This is a genomic window from Nocardia sichangensis (assembly GCF_047200615.1).
Classification (GTDB): Bacteria; Actinomycetota; Actinomycetes; order Mycobacteriales; family Mycobacteriaceae; genus Nocardia; species Nocardia sichangensis.
In genome coordinates, this window is sequence record NZ_JBJZOK010000026.1 from 86,882 (window position 1) to 102,544 (window position 15,663).

The window sequence follows — 15,663 nt, forward strand, 5'->3', positions numbered from 1 at the left end:
GCCGCCGCGGACCGATCGCGGCGGCGACCGGCGAGCGCACGACAACCGTGACCGTCGAGTTCCGAAGGTTGTACCGCATGACCGATTACCGTTCGTTCCTCGATATCCTGCTCACCCGCGGCGAGACCGTGCCCGCCGCGACCGCGTACCGCTTCTTGCGCACCGGCGACGCCGACGGCCCCATCGACGACATCACCTATGCCGGGGTGTCTGCCCGGGCGCGGGCGATCGCCGCCGCGTTGCAGGATCGCGGCATCCGCCGGGCTCTGCTGCTGTACCCGTCCGGATTGGATTTCATCACAAGCTTTTTCGGCTGTCTGGCCGCGAACGTCGTCGCCGTGCCCGCCCCGCTGCCGCAGTTGGACTCCCGCTCCCTGCGGCGGTTGCGGCACCTGGTCGCCGATGCCGGCGTGGACGCGGTGCTCACCACCGCCCAGGTCCGCGCCGACGCCACCGCGCCGATCGAGCACCTGCCCGAACTGGGCGAGCCGGCCTGGCTGGCGACCGACGAGATCCCCGACGACGCGGCCGCCTCGTGGCGCAGGCCCGCCGTCGGGCCGGACTCGGTCGCCTTCCTGCAGTACACCTCGGGTTCGACGAGCGCGCCGCGCGGCGTCGTGGTCACCCACGCGAACCTGCTGCACAACGAACGCGCCATCGCCACGGCACTGGGCCATACGCCGGATCTGCTGGCTTCGCTCACCGACGCGCTGTTCGTCAGCTGGCTGCCGATGTATCACGATATGGGGCTCATCGCCCCCGTGTTGCAGACGATGTTCGTCGGCGCGAACGCGGTGCTGTTGTCGCCCAAGGATTTTCTGCAGCGCCCCGAGCGCTGGCCACAAGCGGTCTCCGCGTTCGGCGCGCACACCAGCGGCGGCCCCAATTTCGGCTACGAGCTGTGCCTGCGCCGCATGACTTCCGAACAGATCGACCGCCTCGACTTGAGCTGCTGGAGAGTGGCGTTCAACGGTGCGGAGACGGTGCGTCCGGCCACGGTGCGCCGGTTCGCCGACACCTTCGCGAGTACGGGATTCCGGGCGGAGTCGTTCCAGCCGGTCTACGGCTTGGCCGAGGCCACGCTCATCGTCAGCGCCGCGCGGCTCGGCGCGCCGCCGACGGTGATCCTGCCGCCCGGCCGGTCCGAGCTGGTCGGTGTGGGGCGCCCGGCCGAAGGGTTGTCGATCGTCATCGTGGATCCCGACCGGCACACCGCGTGCGCCGACGGCGTCGAGGGCGAGATCTGGGTGACCGGAACCAGTGTCGCCGCGGGGTATCTGGGCAACGAGACGGCTACCGCCGAGACCTTCCATGCCGGGTTGGACGATGACGATCGCGCTTACCTGCGCACCGGCGATCTCGGATTCTTCTCCGGCGGTGAGCTGTTCGTCACGGGCCGGCGCAAAGATGTGCTGATCATCGACGGCAAGAACCACTATCCGCAGGACTTGGAGTCGACGGTCGAGTCCGCGCACGAGGCCGTCCGCCCGGGGTGCGTCGCGGCGTTCTCGGTGGACGGGGGCATCGACGGAGAGCTGCCCGTGGTGGTCGCCGAAGTGCGCACCGAGGATCCCGCCGAGCTCGCCGACGCCGAAGCAGCGATCCGCGCGGTGATCGGCGCGGAACACGCGCTGACGCTGCGATCGGTGGTCCTGATCCGGCCCGGCGCCCTGCTCAAGACCAGCAGCGGCAAAGTTCAGCGACAAGCCTGCCGCGCGGCGTATCTCGACGACGAGTTCGCGCCGGTGTCGCCTGTCCGCGGCGAATTCGACGAGGTCGGTGCACCGCCGGGCGCACCGCGAGGCGAGGCGCTCGGCGCCGACGAGATGCGGAGCTGGCTGGTGGAGATCATCGCCCGGCTGGCCTACCTCGATCCGGCGCGCATCGACGTGCATCGGCCGCTGGTCGAATTCGGTCTCGGCTCAGCGGATCTGGTGGAACTCGTCGTGGAGCTCTCCGACCGGGTCGGGCGGAGTCTGGACACCAACCTGTTCTTCGAGCACCCGACCATCGCGCAAGTCGTGGCGGCGCTGCACGATACCGCAACCGAGGACGCGCCCGTTCCGCAGCAGGAGCGCAGCGACGACGCCATCGCGATCATCGCGATGGCCTGCCGGTTTCCCGGCGGCGCCGACGATCCGGAGGCGTTGTGGCGCCTGCTGGACGACGGACGCGACGGTCTGTCGGAGGTGCCGCCAGGACGCTGGAGCGTCGACGGGCTCTACGACCCGGATCCGGCGGCGGAAGGCAAGGCCTACACCTTCCGCGGCGGCTACCTCACCCAGGTCGACCAGTTCGACGCCGCGTTCTTCGGCATCGGCCCGCGCGAGGCGGCGGTGATGGACCCGCAGCAGCGGCTCATGCTGGAGCTGAGCTGGGAGGCGATCGAACGGTCCGGCCGCGACCCCAGACAGCTGCAGGGCAGCACGACCGGGGTGTACTTCGGGGTGTACAGCACCGGTTATCTCGCCGACCCCGCTCCGAGCCAGTTGAACGGGCAGGTCGGCACCGGGCTCTCCCCGAGTGTGGCCTCCGGGCGGGTCGCGTACACGCTGGGTTTCCACGGACCCGCCGTCACCCTCGACACGGCCTGTTCCTCATCGATCGTCGCCATGCATCTGGCCGCGCAGGCGCTGCGCGCGGGCGAATGCGATCTGGCCCTGGCCGGCGGCGCGACGCTGCTGATGGGACCGACCGCGCACGTGGAGCTGTGCAAACTCGGTGTGCTGTCGCCGTCGGGACGGTGCGCGCCGTTCTCGGCGGGCGCGGACGGCACGGTGTGGGCCGAGGGCGCCGGTCTGGTGCTGCTGAAGCGGCTCGACGACGCCCGGCGCGACGGCGACCGGGTGCTGGCCGTGGTCCGCGGCTCCGCGGTCAACCAGGACGGGCGCAGCCAAGGTATCAGCGCGCCCAACGGATTCGCGCAGGAGCAGGTCATCAAGGCGGCGTTGCGCGCCGCCGGGCTGAGGCCCGCGGATCTGGACTACGTGGAGGCGCACGGCACCGGCACCGCCCTCGGCGATCCGATCGAAGCACGCGCCTTGGCGCGCGTCTTCGGTCCCGACCGGGAGCCCGAACGCCCGCTCGGCGTGGGTTCGCTGAAATCCAATGTGGGCCATACCCAAGCGGCGGCCGGCATCGGCGGCGTCGTCAAACTGGTACTCGGGCTGCAACACGAGCGGATACCGGGGATGGCCCATGACGGGCCGCCGACGTCGCAGATCGATTGGGACGGTAGCGGTTTGGCCGTGCGGACCGATTCGGCGCCGTGGCCGAGAGGCGACCGGCCCCGCCGCGCCGGAGTGAGCGCGTTCGGGCTCAGCGGCACCAATGCCCACCTGATTCTCGAAGAAGCGCCCGCCGTCGACGACGAGTCCGGCCCGTTCGACGACGAGCCGGGCGATCGCGGGATCGCGCTGCTGCCGATCTCGGCACGCAACCGGGCCTCGCTGCATGGTCAAGCCCGACGCCTGCTCGATCACCTCACCGAAGATCCCACACTCGATCCCGCACCCGTGTCCCGCTCGCTGGCTCTGCACCGCACGCCGTTCGAATGGCGGGCCGTCGTCGTGGCGGGCGAGCGGGGCGAAATGCTCTCCGCACTCGGCGATCTGGTCGAGCACCGAGCGACGCCCGATGTGGTCGTCGGCGCGGACGCGGCGCTCACCGCGGGCAAGACGGCATTCGTCTTCCCGGGGCAGGGCGTGCAGTGGGCCGGGATGGCACGTGACATGCTGGCTCGCTCCGAAGTGTTCCGCGCCGAGTTCGCGCGCTGCGACGAAGCGTTCCGGCACCGCACCGGATGGTCGCTGGCGACCGCGCTGTTCGGTCTCACCGCGGCGCAACTGGGCGACTTCACCCTCGTGCAACCGCTGCTGTTCGCCACGATGGCGGCGCTGGCGGCCACCTGGCGGGACGCGGGCGTCATACCGGATGCCGTGATCGGCCACAGCCAGGGCGAGATCGCCGCGGCCTACGTCTCCGGTGCGCTGAGCCTCGACGAAGCCGCCCACGTCGTCGTGACACGCAGCCGCCTGATGGCCGGCATCACCGAGCAGGGCGCGATGGCGATGATCGGCCTGCCCGCACAGCGACTCGAAGAACGGCTGGCGTCGGACACAGCGGTATCGATCGCGGCGATCAACATCCCCCGCTCCACGATCGTGGCGGGAGCGCGCGAGGCGGTCGAGGCGCTCGTGCGCGAACTGGAGGACGAACAGGTCGACGTGCGGATGCTGGCCGCGGGACCCGCGCTGGCCGGGCATTCCGCTCTGCTGGAGCCCATCCGGCGGCAACTGCTCGACGAACTCGCCGGGGCGGCCGCCGCCGCGCCGGTCGTTCCCTGGTACTCGACGGTGCTGGGCGGGCGGATGACCGACCCCGCCGACACCGACTACTGGTACCGCAATGCGCGGGAACCGGTCCGGTTCGCGAGCACGATCGAGCGGATGATCGGCGACGGATACCGGTATTTCGTCGAACTCGGCGTGCATCCACTGCTGACCACGGCGGTGCGAGCCGTCGCGGAGGACACCGGTCACGAGGTCGTCGCGGTCGGCTCGCTGGTGCGTGACCAGGACGGTCCGCGCAGTCTGGCCCGCGCCCTGGCCGCGCTGTGGGTGGCCGGCCACGACCTCGACTGGACCCGCCTCACGCCCGCGCACGGCCGCGTCGACCTGCCGACCTATGCTTTCGACCGGCGGCGGTTCTGGACCGAATCGGTGTCCGAGGACGCCGCGGCGCTGGGTTTGCGGTCCGCGAGCCATCCTTTCGTGGGCGCTGTTGTGCCGCAACCGGATTCCGGCGGTGTGACGCTGACCGGCCGGATCTCCCTGCGGACCCATCCGTGGCTGGCCGAGCATGCCGCGCCCGCCGCGGTCGTCCTGCCCGGCACCGCTCTGGTCGAGCTCGCCATCCGCGCCGGTGACGAGGTGGACACCGGAAACGTGCGCGAACTCGTGCTGCACGCCCCGGTGGTGCTCACCGAGGAGGCCGCGGTGCAGATCCAGGTGGTGGTCGCCGACGCCGACGCCGACGGTTGCCGACCCGTCTCGATCCACTCGCGACTCGAACGCGATCTCGACACCTCGTGGGCATTGCACGCCCGCGGGATTCTGGCGGCGACGGACGAGACCGATTCCGGCGGCCTCGATGCCGACCGGTGGCCTCCGGCCGGGGCGACGGCCGTCGACGTCGAGGACATGTACGCGCGACTGTCCGATCGCGGGCATCGCTACGGGCCGCTGTTCCGGTCGGTGCGCGCGGCGTGGCGGCGCGGCGGGGACGTCTTCGCCGACGTGGCGCTCCCGGAGCACGCCCACGGCGATGCCGCACGCTTCGAGATCCATCCCGCGTTGCTCGACTCCGCGCTGCACGCGGCGCTGCTGCTGGGCGCGGACGAGAGTGGTTCGGCGCTGCTGCCGTTCGCCTGGACCGGCGTGCGCTTGCATGCCTCCGGCGCGACGGCGTTGCGGGTCCGGATCTCGCTCGACGACTCCGGCGGGGTGCGGGTCATGGCCGAGGATCACACCGGACAACCGGTCGTGTCGATACGGTCGCTGCTCCTTCGGCCCGCACCCGAGGCGCAGCTGCTCGACAGCGCGTTGTCCGCCGCGCACCGCACCTTGTTCCGGCCGGAGTGGGCGGCGCTTCCGACGCCGATGACGCCGCGGCCGGTCACCGCCGTCGCCTGGTCGCGGCTCGGTCCGCACGAGCCCGCGCCGGACGCGGTGATCATCGAAGCCGCTCGAGGCGATTCGATCGATACGGTGCACACGGCGGTGCGGCGCGCGCTCGCAGGCCTGCAGGCGGCACTGGACGATCCGCGACTCGCGGCGGCGACCATCGTGGTACGCACCCGCGGGGCGATGGCGCTGCCCGGCGAGGACATCGAAAACACCGCGGGAGCGGCGGTCTGGGGCCTGGCCCGCACAGCGCAGTCGGAGAACCCCGACCGCATCGTGCTGGTCGACAGTGATGACGCCGAGGTCGACGTCGCGACGGTGCTCGCCTCCGGTGCGGCACAGGCGCTGGTGCGTGACGGCGTCCTGTTCGCGCCGCGTCTGGTGCGTCCTCCGGTGTCCGGTGGTGCCGCCCCCGATTTCGGCGACGGTTTCGTACTCGTCACCGGAGCGCCGGGGCGGCTCGGCTCGCTGCTGGCGCGGCATCTGGTGCGGGCGCACGGGGTCACGAAGCTGTTGCTCGCCAGCCGCCGCGGCGCCGACGGCCCCGGCGCGGAGGACCTGCGCGCCGAGCTCACCGGCCTCGGCGCTGACGTGGTCTTCGCCCGCTGCGATGTGGCCGACCGTGCCGCGCTGGCCGAAATGCTGCGCGGACGCACACTCAGCGGCGTCGTGCATGCCGCGATGGTGCTCGACGACGGCACGCTGGGCTCGCTGACGCCCGAACGTCTCGAAGCGGTGCTGCGGCCGAAGGTCGACGCGGCGTATCACCTGCACGAGCTGACCTCGGGCATGGACCTGTCGTGCTTCGTGCTGTTCTCCTCGGTCGCGGGCCTTCTCGGCAATCCCGGGCAGGCGAACTACGCCGCCGCCAACGCCTACCTCGATGCCCTCGCCACCCATCGCGTCGCCCGAGGCCTGCCCGCGCAGTCGCTGGCGTGGGGTCCGTGGAGCCTGGACATGCACGAGGTGATGGCGGCGGCCGACATCCGGCGCATGGAACGCTCCGGCGTGCGCCCGCTCGGCGCGCGTGACGGCTTGGCCGCCTTCGACGCGGCGTTGCGACGGAACGAGCCGGTGCTGGCGCCGCTGCGGATCGATGCCGACGCGATGCGGCGCGCACCATATGTTCCGCTGCTGCTGCGCGGGACGATCCGTCCGCCCTCGCGCCGAACGGTCGTGCACCGCGACGCCGCCGACCCGTCGGTGCGGTCCCGGTTCGCCGAGCGGCTGCGTGGATTGCCGCCCGGCGAGGCGACCGCGATCGCGATCGACGTGGTGGCGCGCCGGGCCGCCGACGTGCTCGGGCACTCCGGTGCGGAGGCCATTACGGCGGACCGGTCGTTCCAGGGGCTGGGCATGGACTCGCTGATGGCGGTGGAACTGCGCAACCGGTTGCGCGACGACACCGGCATCCTGGTGCCGCTGAGCGAGATCTTCGCCGGTCGCAGTCCCGCCGCGCTGGCGGAATATCTCGTCGGCGAGGCGGCGCGCACGCAGACGGGCGAGCCCGCCGCGCGCCCGGACGACCAGGACGTCCCCGAGGTCGTCACGCTGCCCGTCACCCGCGATCTGATGCGGCTGCTGCGCACGGCCCAGCAAGGCATTCCGAGCGTCGCCCAGACCGGCGGGCTGGCCATGCGCTTGCCCAGGACGGTGGAACACGCCGAACTGGACGCGATTCTCGACCGCCTCGCCGCGCGGCACGCGGCGTTGCGCACGGTGATCGTGCCCAGCGACGAGCACGGCACCCGGTTGCAGGTGCGGTCCCGACCGGGCGGGCCGCTGTTGCGCTCGTCGGCCGTCGATCGGCTCGATCACGCCGTCACGCGGGTCCGGTTCCGCGAGCTGATGCGCGAGCCGTTCGACTTGGCGGAGGGGCCGCTGTGGCGGTTCGAACTGCTGAGTTCCGATTCCGGCGAGCAGGAGCTCGTCTTCGGAGCCCACCACGGTATGTGCGATGTCCAGTCGATGGTGCTGGTCGCCGGAGAGATCGGCGCCGAGTTGTCCGGCGCCCAATTCCCGGACACGCTGTCCAACAAGGACATGCACGATCTGCTCGCCGCCCAGGCGCCGCAGGCCGAGCCCGACGCCGAGTGGCGCGCGGAATTCGCCGGATGCCGCCGCCTCGAACTCACCCTCGCCCGGCCCAGGCCTGCCCAGCGCACCCATCGTGCGGGCGAGGTGCTGCTGGAGCTGCCCGCGGGGCTGCGCGAGCGGGCGGCGCGACGCGCTCGGGAGCTGGGTATCACGCCCGCGGCGTTGTTCCTCGGCACGCTGACAGTGCTGCTCGCCCGGCGGCAGGACACCGATCGTTTCGCGCTCGCCGTGCCGGTGGACACCCGCATCCACGCCGACGCGCCGACCGCGGTCGGCTACTTCGGTGTGCCCGTGCCGTATCCGGCGGCCGTCGAGCCCGGCGAGTCGATCGACGACCTACTGCGCAGGACCGGCGACCGGCTGCGGCGCCTGCTGGTGCCGGGAGCGGGTTTCTCCGACGTGCTCGCCACGCTCGCCGCGGAGGGCCTGTATCGGGACAACGCGCCGCTGGTCGAGGTGTACTTCAACTATCTGCGGGCCGATGCGCCGGTGCACCGCGCCGACCTGATTCCGGTGGGCACCGGATACTCCGATCTCGACCTCATGGTGGCGGTGCTCGCCGGAGCGGACCGCATCTGGTTCACCTACAACGCCGACATCATCGATGACGCGAGCTGCACCCGGCTCGGGCGCGACTACCTCGCGCTGCTCGAGGAGGTGGTGGAGCGTCCCGGGCTGCCGGTGCGCCCCGCGCGTCCGGAGGCGCCGCGCGGCGTCGCGTTCGCGGCCACGTTCGCGCTGGGCAAGCTGCCGGATCTGTATCGCGCGGCGGCACACGCTCACGGCATCGACGGTCCGACCGTGTTCGAGGCGCCGTACCACCACGTGCCGGCCGGGCTGCGCGACCCGTCCGGGGTCTTCGCCCAACCGTCGACCGCCCTGGGCATCGTGCTGTTGCGCGCGGCGGACCTGGAGCGATTCGGACCGCTCACCGACGACGATCTCGATGAACTCGCCGCACGGTATCCCGCCGCCGTCCGGGAAGCGGCCGAACGCGCGCGCGTTCCGATCATCGTCGGCGTCCTCCCGTCGCCCGAACCCGATGGGCGACTGACGCGGTGGGACCGGCTGACCGCCGAGCGGCTACGGGAGATCCCCGGCGTCGCGGTTCTCACCGAAACCGACTGGACTCGCGACCACCGGGTGGCGCATCGCTTCGACGCGCAGACCGACGCGCTGGCACACCTGCCGTTCACCGAGGAGTTCCAGGCGGCGGTGGCGCTGACGCTCGCCGCCGTCGCCCGCACGGCCCTGTTGCCCGCGCCGAAGGTCATCGCCGTGGACGGCGACGACACACTGTGGAGTGGCGTGGTGGGTGAGATCGGCCCCGCGGCGGTCACTTTCGATCCGCCGCGGCGCTCGCTGGCGCGGCGGTTGCGGCAATGGCGCGCCGCGGGCACGCTGCTGGTGCTGATCAGCAACAACGACGAGGATTCCGTCCAGGCGGTGCTGGACCGCCCGGACAGTCCGCTGCGCGCCACCGATTTCACCCTCGTCTGCACCGGGTGGGACAGCAAGACCGACCGGCTCGAGGCGGCGGCGCGAACGTTGGGCCTCGCGCTGGAGGACGTGGTCTATCTGGACGACAACCCGGTGGAGATCGCGAAGATGCGTTCCCGCCTGCCGGAAGTGCTCGCGGTGACCTGTCCCCCGATCGAGGAGCTGACCGCGTTCCTGACCCGGTTGTGGCCGGTGACACCGGTGGCGGTGACCGCGGAGGACGCCGGCCGTGCGGAGTTCTACCGGCACGAGCGCGAACGCGACCTGGCCAGGGAGCACGTCGATTTCGCGCAGTTCCTGGACCAACTGGATCTGGAGGTGACCGTCGAGCCGCTGTCGGACCACGGCTTGACGCGTGCGGTCCAACTGGTCCGGCGCACCAGCCAATTCGCGCTGGGCGCGAGCACCGACCAGGATGTCGACCGCTGGCGGGAGGATGGCGAGGTGTGGACCGCCGCGGCGTGCGACCGGTTCGGCGACTACGGGACGATCGCCGTGCTGGCGGTGCACACCGACGCGACCGCGCTGTGGGTGCGCGGATGGCATCTCAGCTGCCGCGCCCTCGGCCGCGGCGTCGAGGAACGCCTGCTCGGCTGGCTGGCCGACCGCGCGGCGGCGCTGGATCGCGCGACGGTGCGTATGACCGTGCACCGCACCGCGCGCAACGTGCCCGCCCGCCGGTTGGCCGCCGCGCTCGGCGGCGGCGACATCGACAGCGAACGAATCGAGGTCGACGTGCCGCTGGATCGCCTGCGCACGTTCCGATCCTGGGCGCGATGACCATGGCCGACAAGGAGTTTCCTGTGCGCAGTCCGAACGGCGGGTACCCGCCGCCCGCCGAGCGAGCCGATCGGCGCGACCTCGCCGAGGCGATCGAACGCGGCGGCGGTCTGGACGTGTCCGCGTTGCTGGCCCGCGCGGGCGGCGACGTGGCGACCGCGACGGCGGCGATCGCGCGTCCCGGCGCGTGGGACACCGACTCGCTCACGGCGGCGGTCATCCAGGTGGCCGACCGCTTCATCGTCGAACCTCTCGGGCCGGATACCGATTTCTTCGACGGCGGCGGAACATCCGTCGCCGCGGTGCAATTCGTGGCGGCGCTCGCCAGGGAACTCGACGTCCACTTCGAGTTGGACGACGTATTCGCCGACGCGCGGCCGCGCAGGCTGGCGCAGCGCTGGCTGGGCGCGCGAGCGGAAGCCACCGAACGCGAAACGCCGTCGCCGGTGGCGGATACCGTGGACGACGAACTCGCGCAGCTCATGGCCGACGTCGCCGGAGCCGACCGGCTGCCCTTCACCGACCCGCCGGAGCGGGTCGCGCCGCGCCGCGTTCTGCTCACCGGCGCCACCGGCTTCCTCGGCAGCCACCTGCTGCTGGACCTGTTGCGCGGCAGTGACGCCCACGTCGTCTGCCTCGTTCGCGCGCGCGACGACGCCGACGCCGTGGACCGGCTGGCCGCGGCGTTGACGCGTTTCCTGCTGCCGTGGTCGCCGGAGGTGCGCAGGCGGGTGACAGTGCTGCCGGGCGACCTGCGTGAACCGAATCTCGGCCTCTCGGAGAAAGCGTGGGCCGCGCTGGCGGAGGAGATCGACGCGATCGTCAACGTCGGCGCGGCGGTCGACTTCCTGCGTGGCTACCGGTCGCTGCGCCGCGGCAACGTGGTCGGCCCGCTGACCCTGGCCCGGCTGGCGGCAACCGGACGACCGAAACCGTTGCACCACGTCTCCTCCATCGCGGTGTTCAACGAGCTCGGCATCGCCTCGATGGGCGAGGACGATCCGGTGGCGAACATCGGCAAACTCGTGATCGGCTACGACCGGACGAAATGGGCGGCCGAGGCCGTCCTGCGGCGCGCCCGCGAACACGGACTGGTCGTCACGGTGCTGCGCCCCGGTGGAATCGGCGGGCACCGCGAGACCGGCGCGCACAATCCGCGCGACCTCAACAGCGGCATCATCGCGGCGCTGTCGCGGTTCGGCACCGTCCCCGCGCTGCGCAATCTTCATGTGGCCCCGGTCGATTGGGTGAGCAAGGTCGCGGCGGCGATCGTGTGCGCGCCGACGGCGTGGGGCCACAACTACCATCTCACCGGCACGCCGACCACGCTGGAGCAGATGCTGGGTGAATCGGCGGCGATCGGCATGGACATGCGGGTGCGGCACTGGGCCGCCTGGTGTGACGAGGTGGTCGAGCGGATCCGCACCGAGCCGGTCCCGGAGCTGGAATCGCTGGCGCAGGTGCTGGGCAGCCCTACCGCGCGTCATCCGCTGGAGACGATGGCGTCCGTTCCGGCCGCGACCGACGAACGCACCCGCGCCTTCCTGCGCGCGCACAACCTGCCCCAACCGGTCCGTTACGGCGCCCGGTCGCAACACAAAACGCTGGAGATGCTCGCGGGCACCGGCCTGGCACGGCTGCCACGGCCGGAGGACCCACCGTATCTGTGGTTCGCGGAGACCCTGGTGGGCACGATCGGGCCCGTCGCGGCGGCGGCGGACACTTCCTGCACGCTCAACCTGCGGCTGTCCATCGCGAGCACCCACCAGCTGGTGGCCGGGCGCACAGTCGATGTCGGGGGCGAGCTGCGGTGCGCGCGTCTGCACGACGGCCCGCTCACGGTATCCGGTGTGGCGTCGGTGCGTCCGCACGACGGCATCCCGATGCGGCACGGACTGAAACACCCGCTGATGCACTACCGGCTGTCGCTGCGCGACGCCGATGGCGGGACGTGGTGGCTGTCGGGCTACAAATACGCCGAAGCGCGCCGCACGATCATCCGGCAGGCACGCACGTTGACCGTCGAACTCGGCCGGGAGGACCAACCGGCGAGCCTCGCGGGCGAGGTCGCGGTCCCCCTGCACACCTACCTGCACGATCAAATCGACGGCATCCAGGTGGATCCACGCCTGTCCGAACGCCAGCGGCGGACCGCGAAACTGTTGTGGCTGAGCTGGTTCGGATCCCAGCTCGGCAAGGGCCTGCTGGAACCGGCGCTGCGCGTGGGCACCGAACTGCTGGATCTGCGCCGCAACGCGAAGGAGTCGCGCTGATGCTCACCCCCACCCGGCCCGGAGCCGCACCGGTCGTGGAGGAGATCCCGTTCCGCACCGCCGACGGGACCCTGCTCGGCCTGCGGCGCGTGGTCGTCGACGATCCCGAGCGGCCCTCGGTTCTGTTGGTCCACGGCCACGGCGTGTCCTCGGAGATGTTCCTGCTGCCGGAGATCCGCACGATCGTCGACGCTCTCGTCGACGCCGGATACCAGCCGTGGCTGCTGGACTGGCGCGGCAGCTGTCGGCTGCCCTACAACGCCGCAGGCCCGCGTTTCAGCTTCGACGACGTGGCGCTCTACGACCTGCCCGGAGCCGTCGAGGAGATCCGCGGACGCATCGGCGACCAGCGGTTGTTCGTGGTCGCGCATTGCGTCGGCGCCCTGGCGCTGTCGATGAGCATGGCCGCGGGCCTGGTGCCCGGCCTCGCCGGAGTCGTCGCCCAAGGCGTCTTCCTCACTCCGAAAGTGAGCGCCGCGGTGCGGATGCGCGTGCTCGTCGGCGGCGAACTGCTCGGCTCCCGCGTCCATCACCTCGAGTCCGATTTCCGCAAAGTCGGGCTGTGGTCGCGGAAAACGCTGCTGTACGCGCTGCTCACCCGGAAAGGGGAATGCACAGACCCCACCTGCCGGATGGTCCACGGCGGCTGGGGCATGGGTGCCGAGCTGTTCGTCCACGACCATCTCGATCCGCGCACCCACGACCGCTTGGCGCAACTGTTCGGGCCGGTCCCGGTGCATGTTCTGCCCCAGTTGCGGCGGATGGAGCTGGCGCATGCCGTGCAGCGCTGGAACGACAACGACGACCGCTACCGCGTGCTACCGGAGAACGCGCTGGACCACGCCGACCGGATCGATTGCCCGGTCCTGCTGTTGTCGGGCAGCCGCAACGAAGTCTGGCTCGACTCCAACAAGCTGTGCCACGACGTGCTCACCGCCCGGCACCCCGGGCTGGACGTCCGCTACGTCGAGATCCCTTCCTACGGCCATCTCGACACCTTCCTCGGACGCGGCTCCGCACTCGACGTGTACGGGCACATCCTCGAATTCCTCGACGGCTGCTCCACACCCCGAACGCGGGATACGGCGTGAGCGAGCCACCGGGCGACGGACGTTCGCTGCGCATCGCGATGTTCGCGGATTTCCACCCCGCCACCCTCGGCGGCATCCAGACGTCGATGCGCGCACAACGCGCGGCGCTGGAGCGGCTCGGGCATCGCGTCACCGTGTTCACCATTCCCCCGCCGGAGCCCACACCGCCGGACTCCGGGATCGTCGTTCTCACGACCACGGGCGGAATGAGCGTGAACGGGTATCCGGTGGCGCTGCCGACCCGCAGGAACGCGCGCCTCATCGACACGGTCTTCGCCGAGCGCGGTTTCGACGTCGTGCACGCGCAGACCACCTACGGCGCGGGCATCGCCGGATTGCGCGCCGCGCGCAGGCACGGACTTCCCGTCGTCCAGTCCATGCACAGCCGCGACGATTCCTTCATCGAGCGCAATTCGCCGTTTCCCTACCTCGCCGCCCTCACCATGCGCGTGCTGCACGGCGGGTTCGTCGGCTTGCGCAAGGAGCTGCCGCGCCTGCCGGAAAGCCGAACGGCGCGGCACGCCTGGCGGCCGCTCGTCGCGCAGGCACAGGCCGCGGACCACGTCGTGGTGCCGACACGGCATTTCGCGCAGCGGTTGGCCGCTCACGGGATGGATCGGCCGCTGCACGTGGTGTCCAACGGAGTCGACGACGATCTGGTGCGCGCCCTCCCGGAGCGTTCCCGCGACCGGGGTCGCCGGATGCGGGTGCTGTGGTGCGGTCGCTTCTCCGCGGAGAAGCGACCGTTGGACGCCGTCGAGGCGGTGCGCCTGGCCGAGGGCTGCACCCTGGACATCTACGGTGCGGGAGCGCTGGAAACGCGCCTGCGCTCGGCCGTCGACCGGCCCGGCCTGCGTGAGCGAGTCCGGCTGCACGGCGAAGTGAGCCAGGCGGAGTGCCTTACGGCTATGCGTGCCAACGACGTGCTGCTGTTCCCGTCCGCCGGGTGCGACACGCAGGGCATGGTGCTGCTCGAAGCGGTCGCGGCCGGGATTCCGGTGCTGCACTGCGACCCCGACGTCACCGAAACCGTCCCCGAAGGCGGCGAATTCCGTGCGCGCGACGCCTCGACGGACGCGCTCGCCGAGGCGTTGCGCCTGCTGGCGCAGCAGCGGGACCGGCTCGACGCCATGCGCGAGGTGCTGGCGCGGCACGCGGATCGGACGCTGCAGTCCCGGTTCACCGAACGCCTGGTCGCGGTCTACACCGAGGCGATCGCCGCGTCAGGCCGGTTGCCGTAGCGGCAAACCCGCCGCCGCGTAGATCGCGTCGATGACCGTCATCGTCGCCACCGCGTCGTCCGGCGCGGTGAGTACCGGCTCGCCGTGCCGCACCGCCGCGACGAAGGCGTCGAGCTGATAGGCGTAGGTGCTGCGGCGCGAGACCTGCTCGGTGCGACTGCCGCGCTCCGAACGCACCGACAGCCTGCGCGGCAACTGCGGCGCCACCGGATTGAGCAACCGCAGTTCACCGCGTTCGCCCACCACTCGCGCACCGATGCGCAGCACGTCCGACGACCACATCGAGCAACGCAGCCGTCCGGTGTGGCCGGAAGGAAAGCGCAGCTCGGCGCTCATCGCGCGGTCGATATCCTGGCCACGTAATTTCGCCGTCGCCGCGACGACATCCGGATTCTCGCCGCCGAAGACCCGCGCCATGTGGACCGCGTAGCAGCCCGCGTCCATCAGCGCCCCGCCTGCGAGGGTGTAGTCGTAGCGGATATCCGAGAACCGCGGCAGCGGAAAACACATCGCGGTGTCCACCCGCACCAGCTCGCCGAGTTCGCCGGAGGCGATGATCTCCTCGGCCCGCCTGGTCATCGGGTGGTAGCGGTAGTGGAACGCCTCCATGACCACCCGGTCCGACGTCGCGGCCAGCGCCGCGATCTCCCGCGCCTCGGCGGCGTTGGCGGTGAACGGCTTCTCGCACAGCACATGCTTGCCCGCCGCGAGCGCCTCCTTGGTCCACCGGCCGTGCAGACCGTTGGGCAGCGGGTTGTAGACCGCGTCGATGTCGGGTGCGGCGATCAGTGCGGCGTAGCTGTCGAAGACCCGCGCGATGCCGTGCTTCCTGGCGAACGCGCGTCCGCGTCCGGGCTCGCGGGCGGCCACGGCGGCGACCACCGCGTCCGGGCTCGCCGCGGCGGGCCGCACGAGAGCCGCGGGCGCGATGCGTGCGGCGCCCAGGATGCCGATCCGCAGGGGCGGTCCGGGTTGCGTCATGGGCGCGACTGTAGCA

At 71.4% G+C, this 15,663-nt stretch carries 5 protein-coding genes; 4 read left to right on the forward strand and 1 reads right to left on the reverse strand.

Features of this window, described 5'->3' with window-relative positions; genetic code table 11:
- Window positions 1-77: 77 nt before the first annotated feature.
- Genes ACL03I_RS29655 through ACL03I_RS29670 form a run of 4 tightly spaced genes read left to right on the forward strand, consistent with a single transcriptional unit; the run spans window position 78 to window position 14,666 of the window.
- The gene (locus tag ACL03I_RS29655) at window positions 78-10,061 is read left to right on the forward strand and encodes an HAD-IIIC family phosphatase (RefSeq protein ID WP_412807488.1); all 9,984 of its coding nucleotides are present in this window, start codon (window positions 78-80) and stop codon (window positions 10,059-10,061) included.
- Window positions 10,058-12,334, forward strand: a complete 2,277-nt coding sequence (locus tag ACL03I_RS29660; RefSeq protein WP_412807489.1) for a thioester reductase domain-containing protein — start codon at window positions 10,058-10,060, stop codon at window positions 12,332-12,334. The genes ACL03I_RS29655 and ACL03I_RS29660 overlap by 4 nt, the downstream gene beginning before the upstream one ends.
- Window positions 12,334-13,425 (forward strand): alpha/beta hydrolase, encoded by a 1,092-nt coding sequence (locus ACL03I_RS29665; protein WP_412807490.1) that lies wholly within the window; start codon window positions 12,334-12,336, stop codon window positions 13,423-13,425. Before ACL03I_RS29660 ends, ACL03I_RS29665 begins: the two co-directional genes overlap by 1 nt.
- Window positions 13,422-14,666 carry a glycosyltransferase gene (locus tag ACL03I_RS29670; RefSeq protein WP_412807491.1) on the forward strand — a complete coding sequence of 415 codons (1,245 nt, stop codon included), beginning with the start codon at window positions 13,422-13,424 and terminating at the stop codon, window positions 14,664-14,666. The genes ACL03I_RS29665 and ACL03I_RS29670 overlap by 4 nt, the downstream gene beginning before the upstream one ends.
- On the opposite strand, the gene ACL03I_RS29675 is transcribed toward ACL03I_RS29670, so the two are convergent.
- Window positions 14,649-15,647, reverse strand: coding sequence for a Gfo/Idh/MocA family protein (locus ACL03I_RS29675; RefSeq protein ID WP_412807492.1), 999 nt, complete (start codon window positions 15,645-15,647; stop codon window positions 14,649-14,651). The genes ACL03I_RS29670 and ACL03I_RS29675 overlap by 18 nt on opposite strands.
- Window positions 15,648-15,663: the final 16 nt, after the last annotated feature.

Bases quoted from the DNA above. Each gene is read 5' to 3' on its own strand.
- ACL03I_RS29655 (WP_412807488.1), top strand. From the start codon at position 78: ATGACCGATTACCGTTCGTTCCTCGATATCCTGCTCACCCGCGGCGAG.
- ACL03I_RS29660 (WP_412807489.1), top strand. From the start codon at position 10,058: ATGACCATGGCCGACAAGGAGTTTCCTGTGCGCAGTCCGAACGGCGGG.
- ACL03I_RS29665 (WP_412807490.1), top strand. From the start codon at position 12,334: ATGCTCACCCCCACCCGGCCCGGAGCCGCACCGGTCGTGGAGGAGATC.
- ACL03I_RS29675 (WP_412807492.1), bottom strand. From the start codon at position 15,647: ATGACGCAACCCGGACCGCCCCTGCGGATCGGCATCCTGGGCGCCGCA.